Source organism: Sphingomonas sp. EU05-FHT14C10 (assembly GCF_058790595.1).
The window spans coordinates 166,556-187,181 of the sequence record NZ_JBYTEN010000005.1 but is presented as its reverse complement, the minus strand read 5'-3'; the positions used below and the strand labels follow the sequence as shown (position 1 = coordinate 187,181).

Annotated in this window: 22 protein-coding genes, 1 tRNA gene and 1 other RNA gene; 10 read left to right on the top strand and 14 right to left on the bottom strand. The window is 66.3% G+C overall.

Annotated features, from left to right (window positions below):
- Positions 1-4: 4 nt before the first annotated feature.
- The 4 genes from AC3WT0_RS07975 to AC3WT0_RS07960 form a co-directional block, all read right to left on the bottom strand.
- On the bottom strand, positions 5-880 hold the full coding sequence (locus AC3WT0_RS07975; RefSeq protein WP_492752902.1) for a F0F1 ATP synthase subunit gamma: 876 nt from the start codon (positions 878-880) through the stop codon (positions 5-7).
- Positions 881-894: 14 nt separating this feature from the next.
- Positions 895-2,424 (bottom strand): F0F1 ATP synthase subunit alpha, encoded by a 1,530-nt coding sequence (gene atpA / locus AC3WT0_RS07970; protein WP_492752900.1) that lies wholly within the window; start codon positions 2,422-2,424, stop codon positions 895-897.
- Positions 2,425-2,465: 41 nt separating this feature from the next.
- Complete coding sequence (locus tag AC3WT0_RS07965) at positions 2,466-3,020, bottom strand: F0F1 ATP synthase subunit delta (protein ID WP_492752898.1); 555 nt, start codon at positions 3,018-3,020, stop codon at positions 2,466-2,468.
- 281 nt (positions 3,021-3,301) lie between these two features.
- On the bottom strand, positions 3,302-4,021 hold the full coding sequence (locus AC3WT0_RS07960; protein WP_492752896.1) for a PEPxxWA-CTERM sorting domain-containing protein: 720 nt from the start codon (positions 4,019-4,021) through the stop codon (positions 3,302-3,304).
- A gap of 211 nt (positions 4,022-4,232) precedes the next feature.
- Here AC3WT0_RS07960 and AC3WT0_RS07955 point away from each other — a divergent pair, with 211 nt between their 5' ends.
- Positions 4,233-5,258, top strand: coding sequence for a bifunctional transcriptional activator/DNA repair enzyme AdaA (locus AC3WT0_RS07955; protein ID WP_492752895.1), 1,026 nt, complete (start codon positions 4,233-4,235; stop codon positions 5,256-5,258).
- A 48-nt stretch (positions 5,259-5,306) separates the two neighbouring features.
- On the opposite strand, the gene ybaK is transcribed toward AC3WT0_RS07955, so the two are convergent.
- The 3 genes from ybaK to hppD are packed head-to-tail and all read right to left on the bottom strand — an operon-like array spanning position 5,307 to position 7,902.
- Complete coding sequence (gene ybaK / locus AC3WT0_RS07950; RefSeq protein ID WP_492752891.1) at positions 5,307-5,780, bottom strand: Cys-tRNA(Pro) deacylase; 474 nt, start codon at positions 5,778-5,780, stop codon at positions 5,307-5,309.
- 21 nt (positions 5,781-5,801) lie between these two features.
- On the bottom strand, positions 5,802-6,812 hold the full coding sequence (gene dmeF / locus AC3WT0_RS07945; RefSeq protein WP_492752888.1) for a CDF family Co(II)/Ni(II) efflux transporter DmeF: 1,011 nt from the start codon (positions 6,810-6,812) through the stop codon (positions 5,802-5,804).
- Between the two features lie 25 nt (positions 6,813-6,837).
- Positions 6,838-7,902 (bottom strand): 4-hydroxyphenylpyruvate dioxygenase, encoded by a 1,065-nt coding sequence (hppD, locus tag AC3WT0_RS07940; RefSeq protein ID WP_492752886.1) that lies wholly within the window; start codon positions 7,900-7,902, stop codon positions 6,838-6,840.
- 141 nt (positions 7,903-8,043) lie between these two features.
- Here hppD and AC3WT0_RS07935 point away from each other — a divergent pair, with 141 nt between their 5' ends.
- From AC3WT0_RS07935 to AC3WT0_RS07925, 3 genes are all read left to right on the top strand, one after another.
- A complete protein-coding gene (locus AC3WT0_RS07935) occupies positions 8,044-10,119 on the top strand; it encodes a TonB-dependent receptor (RefSeq protein WP_492752883.1) in 2,076 nt (691 codons plus the stop codon).
- 145 nt (positions 10,120-10,264) lie between these two features.
- Positions 10,265-11,398, top strand: coding sequence for an AI-2E family transporter (locus AC3WT0_RS07930; RefSeq protein WP_492752928.1), 1,134 nt, complete (start codon positions 10,265-10,267; stop codon positions 11,396-11,398).
- Between the two features lie 94 nt (positions 11,399-11,492).
- Positions 11,493-11,569 (top strand) — tRNA-Asp (locus tag AC3WT0_RS07925).
- Positions 11,570-11,586: 17 nt separating this feature from the next.
- Here AC3WT0_RS07925 and AC3WT0_RS07920 read toward each other — a convergent pair.
- From AC3WT0_RS07920 to AC3WT0_RS07895, 6 genes are all read right to left on the bottom strand, one after another.
- Positions 11,587-11,928: a PilZ domain-containing protein gene (locus AC3WT0_RS07920; RefSeq protein WP_492752881.1), complete on the bottom strand. Its 342-nt coding sequence runs from the start codon at positions 11,926-11,928 to the stop codon at positions 11,587-11,589.
- A gap of 71 nt (positions 11,929-11,999) precedes the next feature.
- Positions 12,000-12,203: a DUF2842 domain-containing protein gene (locus AC3WT0_RS07915; RefSeq protein ID WP_492752880.1), complete on the bottom strand. Its 204-nt coding sequence runs from the start codon at positions 12,201-12,203 to the stop codon at positions 12,000-12,002.
- Position 12,204: 1 nt separating this feature from the next.
- The gene (locus AC3WT0_RS07910) at positions 12,205-12,789 is read right to left on the bottom strand and encodes a 5-formyltetrahydrofolate cyclo-ligase (protein ID WP_492752878.1); all 585 of its coding nucleotides are present in this window, start codon (positions 12,787-12,789) and stop codon (positions 12,205-12,207) included.
- A 49-nt stretch (positions 12,790-12,838) separates the two neighbouring features.
- A non-coding RNA gene (ssrS, locus tag AC3WT0_RS07905) (6S RNA) lies at positions 12,839-12,992 on the bottom strand.
- A 12-nt stretch (positions 12,993-13,004) separates the two neighbouring features.
- Positions 13,005-13,361, bottom strand: coding sequence for a cell division protein ZapA (locus AC3WT0_RS07900; RefSeq protein WP_492752876.1), 357 nt, complete (start codon positions 13,359-13,361; stop codon positions 13,005-13,007).
- 32 nt (positions 13,362-13,393) lie between these two features.
- Positions 13,394-13,585: a hypothetical protein gene (locus AC3WT0_RS07895; protein WP_492752874.1), complete on the bottom strand. Its 192-nt coding sequence runs from the start codon at positions 13,583-13,585 to the stop codon at positions 13,394-13,396.
- Between the two features lie 165 nt (positions 13,586-13,750).
- On the opposite strand from AC3WT0_RS07895, the gene tkt reads away from it, so the two are divergent.
- The 4 genes from tkt to AC3WT0_RS07875 are packed head-to-tail and all read left to right on the top strand — an operon-like array spanning position 13,751 to position 18,385.
- Positions 13,751-15,721: a transketolase gene (gene tkt, locus AC3WT0_RS07890; protein ID WP_492752872.1), complete on the top strand. Its 1,971-nt coding sequence runs from the start codon at positions 13,751-13,753 to the stop codon at positions 15,719-15,721.
- A gap of 5 nt (positions 15,722-15,726) precedes the next feature.
- On the top strand, positions 15,727-16,737 hold the full coding sequence (gap, locus tag AC3WT0_RS07885; RefSeq protein WP_492752870.1) for a type I glyceraldehyde-3-phosphate dehydrogenase: 1,011 nt from the start codon (positions 15,727-15,729) through the stop codon (positions 16,735-16,737).
- 2 nt (positions 16,738-16,739) lie between these two features.
- Entirely contained in the window at positions 16,740-17,204 is a 465-nt protein-coding gene (locus AC3WT0_RS07880) for an MOSC domain-containing protein (protein WP_492752869.1), read from the top strand.
- Positions 17,201-18,385: a phosphoglycerate kinase gene (locus tag AC3WT0_RS07875; RefSeq protein WP_492752867.1), complete on the top strand. Its 1,185-nt coding sequence runs from the start codon at positions 17,201-17,203 to the stop codon at positions 18,383-18,385. The genes AC3WT0_RS07880 and AC3WT0_RS07875 overlap by 4 nt, the downstream gene beginning before the upstream one ends.
- Here AC3WT0_RS07875 and AC3WT0_RS07870 read toward each other — a convergent pair whose 3' ends face one another.
- Positions 18,386-18,907, bottom strand: coding sequence for a TlpA family protein disulfide reductase (locus AC3WT0_RS07870; protein WP_492752865.1), 522 nt, complete (start codon positions 18,905-18,907; stop codon positions 18,386-18,388).
- A 136-nt stretch (positions 18,908-19,043) separates the two neighbouring features.
- Between AC3WT0_RS07870 and AC3WT0_RS07865 the strand changes: the two genes are divergently transcribed.
- Together AC3WT0_RS07865 and AC3WT0_RS07860 are read left to right on the top strand one after the other, a co-directional pair.
- The gene (locus AC3WT0_RS07865; protein WP_492752864.1) at positions 19,044-19,952 is read left to right on the top strand and encodes a class I fructose-bisphosphate aldolase; all 909 of its coding nucleotides are present in this window, start codon (positions 19,044-19,046) and stop codon (positions 19,950-19,952) included.
- Positions 19,953-19,954: 2 nt separating this feature from the next.
- A complete protein-coding gene (locus AC3WT0_RS07860; RefSeq protein ID WP_492752862.1) occupies positions 19,955-20,623 on the top strand; it encodes an O-methyltransferase in 669 nt (222 codons plus the stop codon).
- Positions 20,624-20,626 lie beyond the last annotated feature (3 nt).

Sequence of the window (20,626 nt, the reverse complement as noted above, 5' to 3'; positions counted from 1 at the left end):
GTCCTTAGAGCGCTTCGGCGCCCGAGATGATCTCGACGAGTTCGGTGGTGATCGCGGCCTGACGGCTGCGGTTATATTCGATGGTCAGGCGCTTGATGAGGTCGCCTGCGTTGCGCGTCGCATTGTCCATCGCGGTCATCGAGGCGCCCTGTTCGCTGGCCTGGTTCTCCAGCAGCGCCTTAAATATCTGGATCGCGATGTTGCGCGGCAGAAGGTCGGCGAGGATCGCTTCCTCGTCGGGTTCATACTCGACCGCCGCGTCCGCCCCGGCATCCGCGCCGGCGGGGATCGCCACGGGGATGATCTGCTGTTCGGTCGGGATCTGCGCCAGCGCCGAACGGAAGGTGGAGAAGAAGAGGTGCGCGACGTCGAACTCGCCGGCGAAATAGCGGTCGGACACGTCCTTCGCGATTGCCTGCGCTTCGCCGAAGCCCGGCTGGCGGACGTCGGTGGTGTCGAACTGCGCGACGATCTTGGCCGGGAAGGTCCGGCCGATCACCGCGCGGCCCTTGCGGCCGACGAGGTAGAACTTCACCGTCTTGCCCTCGGCGATCAACTCGCGCGCCTTGGCGACGGCAGCCTTCACGATGTTGGAGTTGAATGCGCCCGACAGGCCCTTGTCGCCATTGGCGACGAGCAGCAGGTGCGTGTCCGACTTGCCGGTGCCGGCAAGCAGGCGTGGTGCGCTGTCGCTCTTGCCCACCTTGGCGGCGAGGCTCGCGACCACGCCCTCAAGGCGCTGCGCATAGGGGCGTGCGGCCTCGGCGGCCGCCTGCGCCTTGCGCAGCTTGGCCGCTGCGACCATCTGCTTCGCCTTGGTGATCTTCTGGGTCGATTTGACCGAGGCGATCCGAAGCTTGAGTTCCTTGAGGTTGGCCATCCGCCGGGGTTCCCTTAGGCGAAGCTCTTGCCGAACGCGTCGAGAGCGTCCTTCACCTTGGCCTTCACACCGTCGCCGAAGTCGCGGCTGTCGCGGATCTCGGCCAGCAGATCGGCGTGATGCGCGCGGAAGTGCGTGAGCATCGCATCCTCGTAGCGGACGACGTCGGTCACCGCGATCGCATCGAGATAACCGCTGGTGCCGGCGAAGATCGACACGGTCTGCTCCTCGAAGGGCAGCGGCGAGAACTGGGGCTGCTTGAGCAGCTCCGTCAGGCGCGCGCCGCGGTTGAGCAGCTTCTGCGTCGAGGCGTCGAGATCCGAACCGAACTGCGCGAAGGCAGCCATTTCGCGATACTGGGCGAGCTCGAGCTTGATCGAGCCCGACACCTTCTTCATCGCCTTGGTCTGCGCCGACGAACCGACGCGCGACACCGAAAGGCCGACGTTAATCGCCGGGCGGATGCCCTGGTAGAAGAGGTTGGTTTCGAGGAAGATCTGGCCGTCGGTGATCGAGATCACGTTGGTCGGGATATAGGCCGACACGTCGCCAGCCTGCGTCTCGATGATCGGCAGCGCGGTGAGCGAGCCGTTGCCGTTGTCGTCGTTCATCTTCGCCGCGCGCTCGAGGAGGCGCGAGTGGAGATAGAAGACGTCGCCCGGATAGGCTTCGCGGCCCGGCGGACGGCGGAGCAGCAGCGACATCTGGCGATAGGCCACGGCCTGCTTCGACAGATCGTCATAGACGATGACGGCGTGCATGCCGTTATCGCGGAAATACTCGCCCATCGTGCAGCCGGTGTAAGGCGCGAGGAACTGGAGCGGAGCGGGTTCGGACGCGGTCGCGGCGACCACGATCGAATATTCCATCGCGCCATTCTCTTCGAGTTGGCGGACGATCTGCGCGACGGTCGAGCGCTTCTGGCCGACCGCGACGTAGATGCAGTAGAGCTTCTTGCCCTCGTCGCCGCCCTTGTTGGCGTCCTTCTGGTTGATGAAGGTGTCGATCGCGACCGCGGTCTTGCCGGTCTGGCGATCGCCGATGATCAGCTCGCGCTGGCCACGGCCGATGGGAACCAGCGTGTCGATCGCCTTGAGGCCGGTCTGAACGGGCTCGTGCACCGACTTGCGCGGAATGATGCCCGGCGCCTTCACTTCGACGCGCTTGCGCTCGGTATATTCGATCGGGCCCTTGCCATCGATCGGGTTGCCGAGGCCGTCGACGACGCGGCCGAGCAGGCCCTTGCCGACGGGGACGTCGACGATGGTGCCGGTGCGCTTGACGGTGTCGCCTTCCTTGATCTCGGCGTCCGAGCCGAAGATCACGACGCCGACATTGTCGGCCTCGAGGTTGAGCGCCATGCCCTGGATGCCGTTGGCGAACTCGACCATCTCGCCGGCCTGAACGTTGTCCAACCCGTGGATGCGCGCGATGCCGTCACCCACCGAAAGAACCTGGCCGGTCTCCGAGACCTGGGCCTCGGTGCCGAAATTGGCGATCTGGTCCTTGATGACCTTCGAGATTTCTGCGGCGCGGATATCCATTTTGAGCCTTTAGCCTTTCCTGCTGATGGCGTGTTCGCCGATCAGCCTTTCATTGCGTGCGCGAGGGTGTTCAGACGAGTGCGGATCGACGAATCGATCATTTGCGAACCGATCTTGACGATCAGCCCGCCGAGGATCGCGGGATCGACCGAAAGATCGACGGTGACGTCGCGGCCGACGCGGGCCTTGAGCTGCTTCTTGAGCGCTTCGACCTGCGCGGGCGCGAGTGCGTGCGCCGACGTCACTTCGGCGTTCACTTCGCCGCGATAGGCGGCGGCGAGCGCGCGGAAGGCGCGGGTGATGGCGCCCAGCTGGGCAAGGCGGCGATTCGCCGCGAGGACGCCAAGGAAATTGCTGGTCAGCGGATCGGTCTTCAGCAGCTTTGCGACGCCCGCGATGGCGTGGCCAGAAGCGGCGCGCGACAGCACCGGGTTGGTCAGCAGTTCGCGCAGGTCAGCCGATTCGTCGGCGGCCGTCTTCAGCGCGGAAAGGCTGGCTTCCACCGTCTCGATCTTCTTCGCGTCCTGCGCCAGATCGAACAGCGCCGTCGCGTAACGCCCTGCGAGGCTAGCCTGAATGCCGCCGGAAATCTCCACGCGCCTAAAGTCCTTCCCGAAGGATGTTTCCCCCCGCGTCAAAAGAGGGGCGGCAAGCACGCCCCGTCGCGGTTGGCGCGGCTGCTAGCATCGGCGGCGGGGGGATGCAAGCTGTGCAACGGGGCGGGGCCGAAGCGGCCGCGACTCGCACGCGTGACGCAGCGTCAAGCAAGCGCCCACGTCCGTGTCCGGCCCCGCGAATCATTTGCGCCGCGCACTCCAATCAAGGAATGCGCGGCGCTTGTCCCCCCGGACAAACCAATGAAGTCTGGCTGACTGGATCAGGCGTAGGTGACGGTCATCCTGCGGCGGCGACGCGACGCCATGCCGACCACGCCGAAGCCGCCGATCATCATCGCCCAGGTGGCGGGCTCAGGCACGCCGGCGGTGAGGAAGATCTGGCTCTGGTTGTCGCGGCTGTAGAGCAGTTCGATCTGCTTGCCGGCCACCGGCGTCCACAGGTTGCTGGTGATGTTCGACAGATAGGTGTTGGCAAGCGTGCGGGCCGCCGCGCTGTTGCCGCCGCTAATCGACAGGTTGCCGCTGGTGACCGAATAGGGATTGCCCGCGCCCTCGAACGCGATTTCCCACACCGCCATCTGCGTGGCCGACGAGATGAGCTGCTTCTGCGCGGTGGTGGTCGCGGCGGCGAGCAGCGGATCGGTGTTGCTGAGCAGCGTCAGGAGCTGGGCCTGGCGCGTCGTGCTCGAGATCAGCGTCGAAACCGGCGCCAGATCGAACGTGCCCGTGTGCAGCGTGTGGAAGATGTCGATGCAATAGGTGTAGAAATCGACGGCCGCGCCGCCCGGCTGCTCGGTGCCCGACAGGTGGAAGCGGCTGATCCCCAGATTGCCGAGGGTCAGGTTGGTCGGCGTATAGCTGAGCGTGCCGGTCAGATAGCCCGGATTGTCGGTGATCGAATTGATGACGACCGAGGCGCTGGCGGCCTGCGGCGTGATGGCGGCGGCGGCGAGGGCCGCGGCGAAAGCGAAGCGACGCATATACAAAAACTCCCCAATGAACGTGGCCTCACCTATCGGAGCGGGCACTCAATGAAGAGGTTAAAAGAGCGTTAACGCGCTGGGATCGGTGGCTTGTTTCGTTTCGATACAAAATGGGCGATCTTAACGATTTCGGCGTTGCTGCTTGGCCGGTCACTTTGAAAGCAAGGCGCGGGATGCATGCGCGTCGACATCCGCCTATCCTTGGCGCATGAGCATCGACGACCAGACCGCATGGCAGGCTTTCGAGCGGCGCGACCGCAGCTATGACGACGCGTTCGTCGTCGCGGTTTCGACCACGCGCATCTATTGCCGCCCGTCCTGCCCGGCCCGGCGGCCGCGACGCGAGCATGTCCGCTTTTTCGACGCCGGGCGGCTGGCGGAGGCGGAAGGCTATCGCGCCTGCCTGCGCTGCCGGCCGGATGCCGTGGCGCGCGACCGGGCGGCGATCGACGAAGCGTTGCGGCTGATCGCGGCATCTGACGAACCGCCGCTGCTTGGCGATCTCGCCGCCGCCGTCGGCTATGCGCCGCATCATTTTCACCGCCTGTTCAAGCGCGAGACCGGCACGACGCCGGCCGCCTATGCGCGGGGGCTGCGCGCCCGCCGCGCCGAACGGGCTCTCAAGGAGAGCGACAGCGTGACCGATGCGATTTACGAGGCGGGTTATTCCGGCCCCAGCCGCTTCTACGCCGACACCAACCGCCGCATGGGCATGACTCCCGGCGTGTGGCGCAGCGGTGCGAAGGGCGAGACGATCCGCTGGGCGACCGCCGACACCGCACTGGGGCAGATGCTGCTTGCCGTCACCGAGCGCGGCATCTGCCGCCTGTCCTTCGACGAAGGCGAGGCCGACCTGCGCGAACGCTTCCCCCATGCCGATATCGTCGCCGATGCCGAGGGGCTGGCCGGGCTGCTCGCCGGCGCGGTCGATGCGGTCGCGCGGCCCGAACGGGCGCACGACCTGCCCGTCGACATACGCGGGACCGCCTTTCAGGAAGCGGTGTGGCGCGAGTTGCAGCGCATCCCGCCGGGCGAGACGCTGAGCTATGCCGAACTTGCGGCGCGCGCGGGCAAGCCGGGGGCGGCGCGCGCTGCCGGCAGCGCATGCGGCGCCAATCAGGTCGCGATCCTCATTCCCTGCCACCGCGCACGGCGCGGCGACGGCACGCTGGGCGGCTTCGCCTATGGGCTGGAGCGCAAGGAGGAACTGCTGCGCCGCGAGGGGGCGCTTTAGCTGGAGGGCGCTTTAGCGCATCGGAAGGGTTGTGGGCGCGGTGCGCCGCTAGGCGACGAGCGGCGCAACGATTGCGCCCAGCGCTTCGGCGGCGTCGCGCGGGGAGAGCCTAAGCTGCAAGCCGCGCTGGCCGGCATTGATGAAGACGAAATCGTGCGTGAGGGCCGTTTCCTCGATCAGGGTCGGCACGCGCCTCTTCTGGCCGAAGGGGCTGATCCCGCCGACGACATAGCCGGCGATCCGTTCGGCCTCGACCGGCGGCATCATCTCGGCCGACTTGCCGCGCGCGGCGGCGGCCAGCCGCTTCATCGAGACTTCGCAGTCCGACGGGACGATGACGCAGGCCGGCCTGCCGTCGACCTTCGTCATCAGCGTCTTCAGAACCTGTGCAGGCGGCGCGCCCAGCGCCTCGGCAGCCTGCATGCCGATGCGGTCGGCATTCGGATCATAGGGATAGCTGTGGACGGTGAAGGCGACGCCGGCCTTTTCCAGTGCCTGCGTGGCGCGCGTTCCCTTCGACATGGCGGCGGCGTCCGGCGTGGGTCAGCGGCAGTGCGGCGTCACGCAGTGCGAGACTTCGATCGTCGCGTGGCTGATCCATTTGAAGCCGGCTAGCCGTGTGCGGTAGGCGTCGGGATCGAGCGGTTCGCGCGCGACGAGCGCAATGATCGCGGCGTGCGCACCGGGGCCGACCTGCCAGATATGGAGATCGGTGACGTCGACGTCGCCCGGCTGCTCGATCGCGCGCGTGACTTCGCCCAGCCGATCGGTCTCCGACGCGTCGACGAGGATGCGCGCGGTATCGCGCATCAGCGTCCACGACCATTGGGCGATGATCAGCGCCCCGACGATGCCGACGACAGGGTCGAGCCAGACCCAGCCGAGATAGCGGCCCGCGAGCAAGGCGAGGATCGCCATCACCGATGTCAACGCATCGGCCAGCACATGGATATAGGCCGAGCGCATATTATTGTCGTGGCGGTGATGGCTGCGATCATCGTCGTGCGCATGATCATGGTCGTGGTGATCGTGCGCGTGGCTGTGCGCCGCCCCATGCGAATGCCCGTGCGAATGACCATGATGATGATCGTGCCCGCCATCCTTGAGCAGCCAGGCACTGACGAGATTGACGATGAGGCCGAGCACCGCGACCTTCGTCGCGTCGCCGAAGCCGACGGCGGTGGGGTGCATCAGCCGCTCCGCCGATTCCCAGGCGATGCCGAGCGCGACGATGCCGAGGATGATCGCCGAGGTGAAGCCGGCAAGCTCGCCTACCTTGCCGGTGCCGAAGGTGAAGCGCGGATCGTTGCTGTGCGTGCGCGCATAGGCATAGGCCGCCGCCGCGATGCCGAGCGCGCCGGCATGCGTCGCCATGTGGAAGCCGTCGGCGAGCAGCGCCATCGAGCCGGTCATCCAGCCGACGACGATCTCGCCGACCATCATGAGCACGGTCAGGACGACGACGAGCAGCGTCCTCTTCTCGTTCCGCTCATGGTTGGACGCCAGATAATGATGCACGTGGCCATGATCGGCCAGGCTGTGATCGTCACGCATTGCCGCCGTCCACTCCAATGATATCTCAGGCCGTTTCCTTGGCAGGCAGTACGCCGCGCCGGATCTGGTCGAGCTCGATCGATTCGAACAGCGCCTTGAAATTGCCTTCGCCGAAGCCGTCATTGCCCTTGCGCTGGATGATCTCGAAGAAGATCGGGCCGACCATATTCTCGGTGAAGATCTGGAGCAGCAGGCCGCCGCCGGTTTCCGGCGCGCCGTCGATCAGGATGCGGCGCTTGCGCATCTCCCCGACATCATGGCCGTGGCCGGGAAGCCGCTTGTCGATCATGTCGAAATAGGTTTCGGGGCTGTCCTGGAAACGGATGCCGTTGGCGCGAAGCGCATCGACGGTCCTGAAGATATCGTCGGTCGCGAGCGCGAGGTGCTGGATGCCTTCGCCCTTATATTCGCGCAGGAACTCCTCGATCTGCGAATGCTCGTCCTGGCTTTCGTTGAGCGGGATGCGGATCTTGTCGTCGGGCGCGGTCATCGCGCGGCTGAGCAGGGCGGTCTGCTGGCCTTCGATGTCGAAGTAGCGGATTTGACGGAAGTTGAAGATCTTCTCGTAGAAGCCCGCCCAGAAATCCATGCGCCCGCGATTGACGTTGTGCGTCAGGTGATCGAGCGTGTGGATGCCGACGCTGTTGGCGTCCTTCACCGCGCCGGGAACGGGGCGGAAATCGATGTCGTAAATCTCGTGTGCGCCGTAGCGATCGACGAGATAGAGGTTCGATCCGCCGATCCCCTCGATCGCGGGGATGTTGAGCTCCATCGGGCCGACCTTGCCCTCGATCGGCCTGGCGCCGCGCTTCACCGCTTCCTCGAAGGCGAACTGGGCGTCGTGGACGCGGAACGCCATCGCATTGGCCGAGGGGCCATGCGCCTGACGGAAATCGGCGACCTGGCCCTGCTGGTCCATATTAAGCAGAAAATTGATGTCGCCCTGCTGGTAGCGGCGGACATTCTTCGAGCGGTGGGTGGCGATATGCGTGAAGCCCATCGCAGTCAGCAGGCCGGCGAGCGCTTCGGGATCGGGGCCGGTGAACTCGACGAACTCGAAGCCGTCGAGGCCCAAGGGGTTTTCGTGCATGGGTTGCTTATCGGACATCTGACTCACCATTGATCATGAATTCTTGTCCATGAACTACCATCGGCCCCGTTTCGCCGCAAACGCACCTTGACATGTTATAAAGTATCATGTCCATGGCCCGCGGTTTCAGCGGAGTTGTCAATGTCCCACTGCTCGAAGATCGCGTTTGCCCTGTTTCTGGCCGGTTCGTCCGCGCCCCTTTTCGCCGCCGACGATGCGGCCGACGCCACCGGCGATCATCATGAGGAATCGACCGATATCGTCATCACCGCGCTGTCGCGGAACAAGGGCGATCTGTTGTCGGGCACGTCGGTGCTGAGCGGGACGGACCTCGCCCAATCGGTGCGTTCGACGATCGGCGACACGCTTGCCGACCTGCCGGGGGTCAGCGCCAGCAGCTTCGGCCCGTCGGCCTCGCGCCCCATCCTGCGCGGCCTGCAGGGCGATCGCGTGCGTATCCTGACCGACGGCATCGGTTCGTTCGACGCATCGGGGACCAGCGCCGACCATGCCGTTGCGATCAACACGCTGACGGCGGACCGGATCGAGGTGCTGCGCGGACCATCCGCGCTGCTTTACGGATCGGGGGCGATCGGCGGCGTGGTCAACGTCATCGATTCGCGTATCCCGCTCAAGGTGCCGGACGAGCCCGTCCACGTGCAACTCGAGGGCGGCTACGCCACCGCCGCCAAGGAGCGCAGCACTGCGGGCACGATCGACGTGCCGCTGACCAGCAACCTCGTCTTCCACGTCGACGGCAGCTATCTGAAGTCGGGCGATCTCGACACGGGTGGCTTTCTTCTTTCGGCACCCCTGCGCGCGGAGGCGGCGGGATCGACCGACCCGGACATCCAGCGGCTCGCGACGCTCAAAGGCAAGCTGCCCAATACCGCGGCGCGGACCTGGGATACGGGCGTCGGCCTTGCCTATATCGGATCGGGCGGCACGATCGGCTTCTCCTATTCGCATCTCGACAATCTCTATGGCGTGCCGATCCGCTTCTCGCTCGATCCTGATGTCGAATCGGAGCAGCCGCGCATCGCGCTCAAGCAAGATCGCTACGACCTGCGCGCCGAGGTCGATGCCGGCGGCGGCTTCCTCGACAAGATCAGGCTGCGTGCGGGCTATGGCGATTACGTCCATCGGGAGCTGGAACCAGACGGCGCGGTGGCCACGACCTTCTACAACAAGGGTATCGAGGGGCGGCTGGAGTTTCTGCAGGCCAAGCAGGGCGTGTGGAGCGGCGCGTTCGGCGGGCAGGTGATGACGCGCGACTTCAATGTCGTGGGCGAGGAGAAATTCCTGCCCAAGACCGCGACGGAGCAGGGCGGCCTCTTCACCGTCCAGCAGTTCGACTTCGGCAAGCTGAAGGCGGAGGCGGGCGTCCGCGTCGAGAAGACCAGCGCGCACGCCACCGCCGACGCCGATCTAGGCAATCCCGACATCACGCGCCACTTCACTTCGATCTCGGGATCGGTGGGCGCGAGCTATGCGGTGCTCGACGGTTGGCGGATCGGGCTCAACCTTACCCATTCGGAGCGCGCGCCGACGGTCGAGGAGATGTTCGCCAATGGTCCGCATGGCGGCACCGAGGCGTTCGAGGTCGGCCTGCCCGATGCGCGGCTCGAAAAAAGCAACGGCGCCGAGCTGACCTTCAACGGTAAGGGCAACGGCTATTCGTTCGAGCTTTCGGGCTATTACAATCGCTTCTCCAACTTCCTCTACCAGAAGCCCACGGGCGAGATCGAGGATGACCTGCCCGTCTATGCGATGGCGCAGGGCAAGGCGACGCATTACGGCTTCGAGGCGCAGGGCAATGTCGATCTGTTCAGGATCGGCGAAGGCCGCGTCTCGCTCGATGGCTTCGCCGATTACACGCACGTCACGGTGCGGGATTATGGCCCGGCGCCGCTGATCCCGCCGCTGCGCATCCAGGGTGGGCTAGGCTATGACGATCCGGCGTGGAGCGGGCGCGTCGAGGTGCAGCGCAACTTCGCGCAGAACCGCAATGCCGAATTCGAGACTACGACGCCGGGCTACACGATGGTCAACGCGCAGGTCTCCTGGAAGGTGCTGGGGGCGGGAAGCCCGCTCACCCTGCGGCTTGCTGCGAACAATCTGTTCGATGTCGTCGCGCGGTCCTCCACCTCGCTGCTCAAGGATTATGCGCCGCTTGCGGGGCGCGACATCCGGCTTGGGGCGAGCATCAAGTTCTGAGATGTCATGAACCTCGCCGTCGCCATTGACGGAGCGGCGGCGGCGGGGCCAAGACAGCGGGATGGAGGAGGAAACCCGCACGATCGGAGAGGCCGCGCTCGACGCGGTCATCGAGCAGGCGTCCGGCCCCTCGCCGGAGGACCGGCTGCATCATGGCGACCATGCCCATGTCGATCGCCGGCGGGATCGGCTGCTCGCCTCGCTGACCTTGATGGCGGGGATCGGGCTGCTGCTCGGCCTGCCCTTCGCGCTCAAGCTGGGCGCCGAATTCTTCCTGCCGCTGGTCGCCGCGATCGTCGTCGCGATCGCTTTCGTGCCCATGCTCGAATGGCTCGAGCGCAGCGGCGTGCCGTCGCGGCTGGCTGCGCTGATCTGCATGCTGGTGTTCATCGCCGTAGCCAATATCGCGCTCGCCGCGATCATCGTGCCGGCGACGGCGTGGTTCCAGTCGCTGCCGTCCAGGATTCCGCAGATCCAGGCCAATCTGGCGCCGCTGATCGATTTCTACGCCAATCTGCAGAAGTTCGTCGATGACACGGTGACGATGCTGGCGAGCGGCCCGGTGATGCATGCGCAGGCCGAGGCGACGCAGGCCCCGACATCGCTGATGGCCTATGTCTCGTCGGCGCCTTCGGCAGCGCTGCAACTGCTGTTCATCCTGCTCGTCATCTATTTCTTCCTGTCGGGCTGGACTCAGCTGAGGCGGCGGACGATCACCAGCCGGGGGAGCTTCGACGGCGCGCTCGCGACCGCGCGGGTGATCCAGAATGTCGTCGACGCGACGTCGGCCTATATCGGCACGATCACCCTCATCAACGTCGGCCTCGGGCTGGCGGTGGCGTTCGGCGTCTGGCTGCTCGGCATGCCGTCGCCCCTGATGTGGGGCGGCATCGTCGCGCTGCTCAACTATATTCCCTATCTTGGGCCGATCCTCGCCGCGATCCTGATCGCGCTCGGCGGGCTGATGACTTTCAACGACATATGGTGGGCGCTGGCGCCGGCGGCGATGCAGATACTGTTCCACGTCGTCGAGGCGAACATCATTACGCCGACGATCCTCGGCCGGCGGCTGACGATCAACCCGCTGCTGATCATGATATCGTTGGCCTTCTGGGGCTGGGTGTGGGGGACGCCCGGCGCGCTGCTCGCGGTGCCGCTGCTGATCATCATCCAGACCGTCGCAAGCGCTGCGGGCAAGCCCGACATCGCCGGCTTCCTGTTCGAGGAAGGAACGCTGACCAATGCGCGCTATGCTGACGACGATCTCGACTATGACTGACGCCGCGCAATTATTTTCGTGGCGTCGCAAGAAGCGTGAAAGGGTCGCTTGACAGCCCCCGGTCGCTCCACTAGGTCGCCGGCTCCACGCTCAAGCGGGTGTAGCTCAGTTGGTTAGAGCGCCGGCCTGTCACGCCGGAGGTCGCGGGTTCGAGCCCCGTCACTCGCGCCATTTACGGCGCGGTTCCTTCATCGAAAATCGTCATCGGATGGTTCGGCCTCGTCGCCGGGGCCGACGACATCCGGGATGAGGAAAAGGCGCTGCGGCGCCAGAAACTCGGCGCCGAAATTATCCTCGTCCCGCCAGGCGATTCGCGCCCTGGCATGGCAAACCCCCGTTATTGTCAGGGTGACGATGCTGTCGGGCAGGGGAGCCGCGCCGACGGCGCCGAATCCCCGGCGCGACAGATTGACGAGGCGGACGGGCTGTTTGATCGTTTCATGATCGATCGAAGCCTCGATATTCACTTCATAGCGATGCGCACGGCGCTCTTCGGCGACCGCGCGCTCGGCCTTGGCACGACGCAACATGGCTTTCCCTCGACTGCTTTGCGGGAAAGAGTTTGCGGTCAGCAGGTTAACAAAGGCGCGCCGCGGCGTGGTTAACGCCAGCGGCCGGTTTCCATCCACAGCAGGAGCGGCTTGAGCGGCAGGATCCAGACGAGCCCGGCGGTAATGTAGATCGGCGCCTGCGCGAGGACCGGAAGGCGCCCGATTGCCTCGGCGAACTGGACCACGATGATCGCCCAGGCGAGGATGATGCCGAGGATCAGCATGATGCCCACGGGCTTGCGCCAGCTCGGCATCCTAGGCCTCCCTGTCGCGCGCGATCCACTCACGCTCGGTGAGCACGGCGTCGAGCGGTTCGTCCCACGCATCGTCGGGGACGAAATCGACTTCCTGCGCGCTCCATGCGATGCCGATACGCAGCGCGTCGGGAAAACGCGCGAAGGCGCGGTCATAATGGCCGGCGCCTTGCCCCAGCCGGTGCAGCCGGCGGTCGAAGGCGACGAGTGGCGTGAGGATCAGGTCGGGGGCGACTTCGGTTGCCGTCTCGATATCCGGCTGGCTGAGGCCGATCGGGCCGGGCTTGAGCGGATCGCCGGGCGTCCAGGCGAGGAAGCGCATCGGCACCGCGCGCGCCTCGACATAAGGCAGCGCCGTCGTCTTGCCCGCCTCGGCGGCGAAGGCGAGGAGCGCTTCCGGATCCGCCTCGCTGCCGACCGGGATATAGGCGCTGACGCAGCGCGCATCGTCGATCAGCGCGCGCAGCGGCCCCGGGACCACGCGGAAGGCGAGGGCGGCCCCGCGCGCGTCGAGGCCCGCGACGAATCCGTCACGACGTGCGCGGGCTTCGCGGCGAAGCTCTGGCTTGGTGGGAAAACGAGTCACGATCGCGCGAGGATAGGCGCTCGGCGAGCGGGAGGGAAGGGTGGCGGGTGACGGGACCGCCATGGCCGTTTGCCGGGATATCCTCTGACGCCGTTAACGTCAGGTGGGCGCCGTGTTTGCCGGACCAGGGCCCGACAAGGGACAGCTCCCATGGATGTATAATCGCCTCAGGGATATAAAAGGCGCGCACCGGGCAGTACCCGTCGCCTGCCAATCTAGGCGGCCCGCGCCGCGCCCTCAAGTCTCTCGGCGACTTTCTCGACGCGTTCGGCGAGTCGTTCGATCGCTAGGATGACGCCCGAGTCGACTGCTTCGCCGTCGAGGGGAAGCAGGGAAGGGGTGGCGGAGAGATTGAGCGCCTTGCTGGCGGCGCGCGCATCCTGCAGCTCATCGGCAAGCAGAAGCGCCGCGAACAGCAGCTGGCGGACCTCGTTGACGCCGCCCACGCTGGCGCTGGCCTGCGCCGCCTTCTCATCGACCAGCCGGCCCAGCGCGCCGAGCTGCTCTTCCTCGCCATCGCGACAGGCGACCGGATATCGCCGGCCGCCTATCTCCAAAATCACTTCCGCCATACGCTACCCCCCAGGCGTATCGGCAACAGTCCCTAGCCGATCAGCCGATCGAGCGCGTCGATCGCCTCCTGGGTTCTGCTGCGCAATGTCTCGTGACGGCGATCGAGCGCCGCGAGGCGATGGCCGAGTTCGGCGTCGCGTTCCGCATTGCCGGCCGCAGTCTCTGCACGGGTCAGCGCCCGTTCGAGCCGGCCTATCGCGAGGATGAGGCGTTCGTCTGTCACGGAATCTTAACTAGCAGGTCCAACGCACGGAGCAAGCGACTCCCGCCATGGCGTCACGCGCGCCGGTGTTGACGCATTCGTCACGGCGCGACAAAGGATCGCGCGCCCGTGGCGACTCGCCGCGCAACCCGGTCGCGCCTCTGCGACATTCGCTCTGGAGCCGACATGACAGTTTCTCACGATCAACTGGCCAACGCGATCCGGGCGCTGGCTATGGACGCCGTCGAGGCTGCGAATTCGGGGCATCCGGGCATGCCGATGGGTATGGCCGACGTCGCGACCGTGCTGTTTCGCGATTATCTGAAATATGATCCGAAGGCGCCGCGCTGGGCCGACCGCGACCGTTTCGTTCTGTCCGCCGGGCATGGATCGATGCTGCTCTACGCGACGCTCTACCTGACGGGTTATGAGCGGCCGACGATCGATGACATCAAAAAATTCCGCCAGCTTCATAGCGTTACGGCGGGACACCCCGAGAATTTCGAGCTTGCCGGCGTCGAGACGACGACGGGGCCGCTGGGGCAGGGGCTGGCGACCGCGGTCGGCATGGCGATCGCCGAGCGTCACCTGAACGCGACCTTCGGCGACGATCTGGTCGACCACCATACTTGGGTGATCGCCGGCGACGGATGCCTGATGGAAGGCATCAACCACGAAGCGGTGGGCATCGCGGGCCATCTGGGCCTCGGCCGGCTGATCGTGCTGTGGGACGACAACCGCATCACCATCGACGGCGCGACGAGCCTGTCGACCTGCGAGGACATTCCCGCGCGCTATGTCGCCGGCGGCTGGCACACGGTGCGCTGCGACGGCCACGATCCCGAGGACATCGCCCGCGCGATCGATGAGGCGCTGGCCGATCCGCGCCCGTCGCTGATCGCCTGCCGTACGATCATCGGGCGCGGCGCGCCGCACAAGCAGGGCACGTCCGCCACGCACGGTTCGCCGCTGGGCGCGGCCGAAGTCGCCGCCGCGCGCGAAACATTGGGATGGCCCTATCCGCCCTTCGAGATTCCGGCCGAGATCAAGGCCGAATGGGAGAGTTTCGGTACGAAGGGCGCCAGTCCGCGCGCAGCCTGGGAAGCGCGCCTGGCTGCGAGCGCCGAGCGGGCCGAGTTCGAGCGCCGCATGGCTGGCCGCCTGCCCGAGGGCAATGCCAAGCAGGCCTATATCCAGAGCCTGCTCGACAACCCGCAGAAGGTGGCGACGCGCAAGGCGTCCGAAATGGCGCTCGAGGCGATGACTGCGGTGATCCCCGAACTCGTCGGCGGATCGGCGGACCTGACCGGATCGAACAACACCAAGGCCAAGGCGCAGAAGCCGCTGACCAAGGACGATTATTCGGGCAGCTACATCTATTACGGCATTCGCGAGTTCGGCATGGGCGCCGCGATGAACGGCATGGCGCTGCACGGCGGCGTCATTCCCTATGGCGGCACCTTCCTCGTCTTCTCCGATTATTGCCGCCCGGCGATCCGCCTCTCGGCGCTGCAGCGCGCGCGCGTCGTCTTCGTGATGACGCATGATTCGATCGGGCTGGGCGAGGATGGGCCGACGCACCAGCCGGTCGAGCACTTGATGGCGCTGCGCGTCATCCCCAATCTTGACGTCTATCGCCCCTGCGACACGGTGGAGACCGCCGAGTGCTGGGCATTGGCGATCGAGAAGGAGAATGGCCCTGGCCTGCTCGCCCTCAGCCGGCAGAATCTGCCGCAGCTTCGCACCGACGCGCCCGAGAACCGGTCGGCGCGCGGCGCCTATCGCCTGTTCGCGGCGACCGCGCCGCGCAAGGTCGTGCTGATCGCCAGCGGATCCGAAGTGCAGCTCGCCGCCGACGTGCGCGATCTGCTGGAGGCCGAAGGGATCGGGGCCGACGTCGTGTCGATGCCCTGCTGGTCGCGCTTCGACGCGCAGGACGCGGCATACCGCGCCGATACGTTGCCGGAGGATGTGCTGAAGGTCTCGATCGAGGCAGGCACCACGATGGGCTGGGAGCGCTATGTCGGCCACGGGCTGCGCTTCGGGCTCGACCATTTCGGCGCCTCGGGCAAGGCCGAGGATCTTTATCGTGAATTCGGGCTCACCCCCGACCAGATAGCGCCGCGGGTCGCCGCCGCGCTTGCTTCAAGGAGCTGATAAACATGGCAGTCAAAGTCGCGATCAACGGTTTCGGGCGCATCGGTCGCCTCGTCGCGCGCGCGATCCTCGAGCGTCCGGAAAGCGGGCTGGAACTGGTTGCGATCAACGATCTCGCCGACGCCAAGTCGAACGCCTGGCTGTTCTCGCGCGATTCGGTCCATGGCAAGTATCCGGGCACGGTTTCGGCCGAGGGCAATGACCTCGTCGTCGACGGCAAGCGCATCCGCGTGACCGCCGAGCGCGACCCGGCGAACCTGCCGCACAAGGAACTGGGCGTCGACATCGCGCTCGAATGCACCGGCTTCTTCACCGACCGCGACAGCGCGCAGAAGCATATCGCGGCGGGCGCCAAGCGCGTGCTGATCTCCGCACCGGGCAAGAATGTCGACCTGACCGTCGTCTTCGGCGTGAACAACGACAAGCTGACCGGCGAGCATGTGATCGTCTCCAATGCGTCGTGCACCACCAACTGCCTCGCGCCCGTCGCGAAGGTGCTGAACGACACGATCGGCATCGAGCGCGGCCTGATGACCACGGTCCACGCCTATACGAACGATCAGAAGATCCTCGACCAGATCCACCCGGACCTGCGCCGCGCCCGCGCCGCCGCCATGTCGATCATCCCGACCACCACCGGCGCCGCGCGCGCGGTGGGCGAGGTCCTGCCCGAGCTGAAGGGTAAGCTCGACGGTTCGGCGATCCGCGTGCCGGTGCCCGACGTCAGCCTCGTCGACCTGACCTTCACGCCCAAGCGCGACACGACGAATGACGAGGTCAACGCGATCCTGAAGGCGGCGGCCGAGAGCGGCCCGCTCGCCGGCATCCTCGACTATACCGACGAGCCGCTGGTCTCGATCGACCTGATGCACTCGCCGGCCTCATCGACGGTCGACAGCCTCGAGACGGCGGTGATCGACGGCAAGCTGGTCCGTGTCGTTTCGTGGTACGACAATGAATGGGGCTTCTCCAACCGCATGGTCGACACCGCGGCCGCGATGGGCAAGCTGATCTGATCATGGGCGGGCGGCTGGCAGGCATAGCCCGCCACGCCCGCCCGCGTGCGCCCATGGAAACGGTGGAGGCGGTCGCGGTGACCGTCGGCGGCGGGATCGAAGGCGATTTTCGCGGCACGATCCCGCCCGGCAAGCGCGGCCGGCGGCAGGTCTCGATGATCGAGAAGGGCGATTGGGATGCGGCCACGGCCGAGATCAGCCGCCCGCTCGATTGGTGGAACCGCCGCGCCAACCTGCTGGTCGACGGGCTCGACCTGCCCCAGCGCGAAGGCGCCGTGATCCGCATCGGCGCCGACGTCAGGATCGTCACCACCGTCGAATGCGATCCGTGCGGCCGCATGGACGAGATCGCGCCGGGCCTGAAGGACGCGCTGACCCCCGACTGGCGCGGCGGCGTTCTGGGGCGCGTAATTGCCGGCGGACATATCAGGGTCGGCGACCCGATCATCATCGAGGACGATCAATGACGAGCTACAAGACTCTCGACGACATGGGCGAAATCAGTGGCAAGCGCGTGCTGGTCCGCGAGGATCTGAACGTCCCCATGGCCGACGGCAAGGTGAGCGACGACACTCGCCTGCGCGCGACGATCGAGACGGTGACCGAGCTTGCCGATCGCGGTGCGATCGTCCTCGTCCTCGCTCATTTCGGCCGCCCCAAGGCACCGGCGGCCGAATATTCGCTGGCGCAGGTCGTCGACGCCTATGCGGCGGTGCTGGGGCGTCCGGTTCATTATGTCGACTGGGAAGGCGATGCGGCTGCGGTCGCGGCGCTCAATCCGGGCGACATCGCCGTGCTGGAGAATACGCGCTTCTTCGGCGGCGAGGAAAAGAACGATCCCAAGGTGGTCGAGCGCTTCGCCGCACTTGGCGATCTTTACGTGAACGACGCCTTCTCGGCCGCGCACCGCGCCCATGCCTCGACCGAGGGGCTGGCGCATGTGCTGCCCGCCTTCGCCGGACGCGCGATGGAGAAGGAGCTGGCCGCGCTCGAAAAGGCGCTGGGCAATCCGCAGCATCCGGTGGCTGCAGTGGTCGGCGGCGCCAAGGTGTCGACCAAGCTGGACGTGCTCAAGCATCTCGTGACCAAGGTCGATCACCTGATCATCGGCGGCGGCATGGCGAACACCTTCCTTGCCGCGCGCGGGATCGATGTCGGCAAGTCGCTGTGCGAGCACGACCTGACCGGGACGGCGGAGGAAATCCTCGACGCCGCCGATCGCGCCGACTGCACGGTGCACCTGCCCTATGATGTGGTGGTGGCGAAGGAATTCCGCCCCAATCCGCCGACGCGCATCGCCAATGTCCACGAAGTCGCAGCCGACGAGATGATCCTCGACATCGGGCCGGCCGCGACCGAGGCGCTGGCCGACGTGCTCAAGACCTGCCGCACGCTGGTGTGGAACGGCCCGCTCGGCGCGTTCGAGACGCCGCCGTTCGACGCGGCGACGGTCTCGCTCGCGAAGACCGCAGCTGCGCTGACGCGTGAGGGATCGCTGATCTCCGTCGCGGGCGGTGGCGATACCGTGGCGGCGCTCAACCAGGCGGGCGTGGGCGACGACTTCACCTTCGTCTCGACGGCGGGCGGCGCCTTCCTCGAGTGGATGGAAGGCAAGGAGCTTCCCGGCGTCGCCGCGCTGGCGCGCTGATTATTTCGCCGAAGCGAGTTTCTGCGCCGGGGTCGGCTCGTTGAGGAGAGGCACGAGGATGCGGTTGAGCGCTTCGAGGTTGAACGCGCCCGACTGCGCATAGCGGAGCCGGCCGGCGCGATCGATGACGAAGTTGGTGGGAACGCCGGTCAGGGGCCCATAGGGGCCCTTGATCCGCGAGACCGAGGGCATGTTCATCTTCGCGAACAGCTTGCGCAGCTGGCGGAGCGGCACCGAATCCTGCGTGGTGATCGCGAAGACGCGCAGGCCGTGGGGCTGGTGGATCTTGTAATAGGTGTCGAGCAGCGGCAGCTCGGCGCGGCAGGGCACGCACCAGGTCGCCCAGAAATTGAGCACGACCACCTGGCCGCGCAGCGACTCCAGATCGATCTTCGATCCGTCGACAAGGGTAAGTTCGAACCCCGGCGCGGCTTCTCCGATTTTGGGCGCCTCCGATTCCGCCGCTAGCGCGCCGGTGCCCGCTAACAACAGGCAGGCGCCGATGAAGCTGAAAAACCGCATGATAGTGCTCCCCGCGCCAGAAGTGCTCGGGGCTTCCACGCGCGTCAAGCGCCGATCATCGTTACCGCCGTTGTCGGCGGGCGAGCGCATGGCTATGAGGCGCGCAAATAAAAACGATGACCATATGGGGACCGATATGACGCCGACCGTGAAGGCCATTCTCGACAAATATGAATCCGATAATCCGGGCGTGAAGGCGAATCTCGCCCGCATCCTGATGCAGGGGCGGCTGGGCGGCACCGGCAAGCTCGTCATCCTGCCCGTCGACCAGGGATTCGAGCATGGCCCGGCGCGCAGCTTCGCGGTCAACCCGGCGGCCTATGACCCCCATTACCATTATCAGCTTGCGATCGACGCCGGGCTTTCGGCCTATGCCGCGCCGCTCGGCATGCTCGAGGCGGGGGCCGATACGTTCGCCGGGCAGATCCCGACGATCCTGAAGCTCAACAGCTCGAACAGCTGGGCGACGGCGATCAACCAGGCAGTGACCGGCGGCATCGACGATGCGCTGCGCCTCGGCTGCTCGGCGATCGGCTTCACCATCTATCCGGGCGCCGACGACATCTTCGAGATGATCGAGGAGATCAAGGAACTGCGCGCCGAGGCCGCCTCGGTCGGCATCGCGACGGTGATCTGGTCCTACCCGCGCGGCGGCATGCTGTCGAAGGAAGGCGAACTGGCGCTCGACGTCGGCGCCTATGCCGCGCACATCGCGGCGCTGATCGGCGCGCACATCATCAAGGTGAAGCTGCCGACCGCGCATATCGAGCAGAAGGATGCGCAGAAGGCCTATGAAGGCACCGACTGGTCGAAGCAGTCGGACCGCGTGAAGCATGTCGTGCAGAGCTGCTTCGCGGGTCGCCGCATCGTCGTCTTCTCGGGCGGCGCTGCCAAGGGTGCCGACGCCGTCTATCAGGATGCGCGCGACATTCGCGACGGCGGCGGCAACGGATCGATCATCGGCCGCAACACTTTCCAGCGCCCGCGCGACGAAGCGCTGGCGATGCTCGACAAGATCGTCGCCATCTACAAGGGCGAGGCCTGATCGTGGTGGATCGGGCCTGGGACGCGGTCGACGCCTATATCGTCGACCGGCTGATCGGGCCCGATCCGGCACTTGAGGCGGCGCTTGCCGCCAATGCCGATGCCGGGTTGCCCGCGATCGACGTGTCGCCGGCGCAAGGCAAGCTGCTCGAACTGCTGGCGCGGATGAACGGCGCGCGGCGCGTGCTTGAAGTGGGCACGCTCGGCGGTTATTCGACGATCTGTCTGGCGCGGGCGGTGGGCGAGGGCGGCCGCGTCGTCTCGCTCGAGATCGATCCGCATCACGCAGCCGTGGCGCGTGCCAATCTCGATCATGCGGGCGTCGGCGAGCGCGTCGATATCCGCGTCGGGCCGGCGGTGGACAGCCTGGCGGCGCTGGTCGCGGCTGGGGAGCCTGCTTTCGACTTCGCCTTCATCGACGCCGACAAGCCGAGTAATCCCGTCTATCTGCGCCATGCTCTGGCACTGGCGCGTGTCGGCACGGTCATCGTCTGCGACAATGTCGTGCGCGAGGGGCGCGTGACCGATGCGGCCAGCAAGGACGCCAGCGTCGTCGGCACGCGCGCTCTGTTCGACGCGATCGCCGCCGAGCCGCGCCTTTCGGCGACGGCCATCCAGACAGTTGGCGCGAAGGGTTGGGACGGCTTCGCGATCATGATCGTCGGCGCCTAGCCG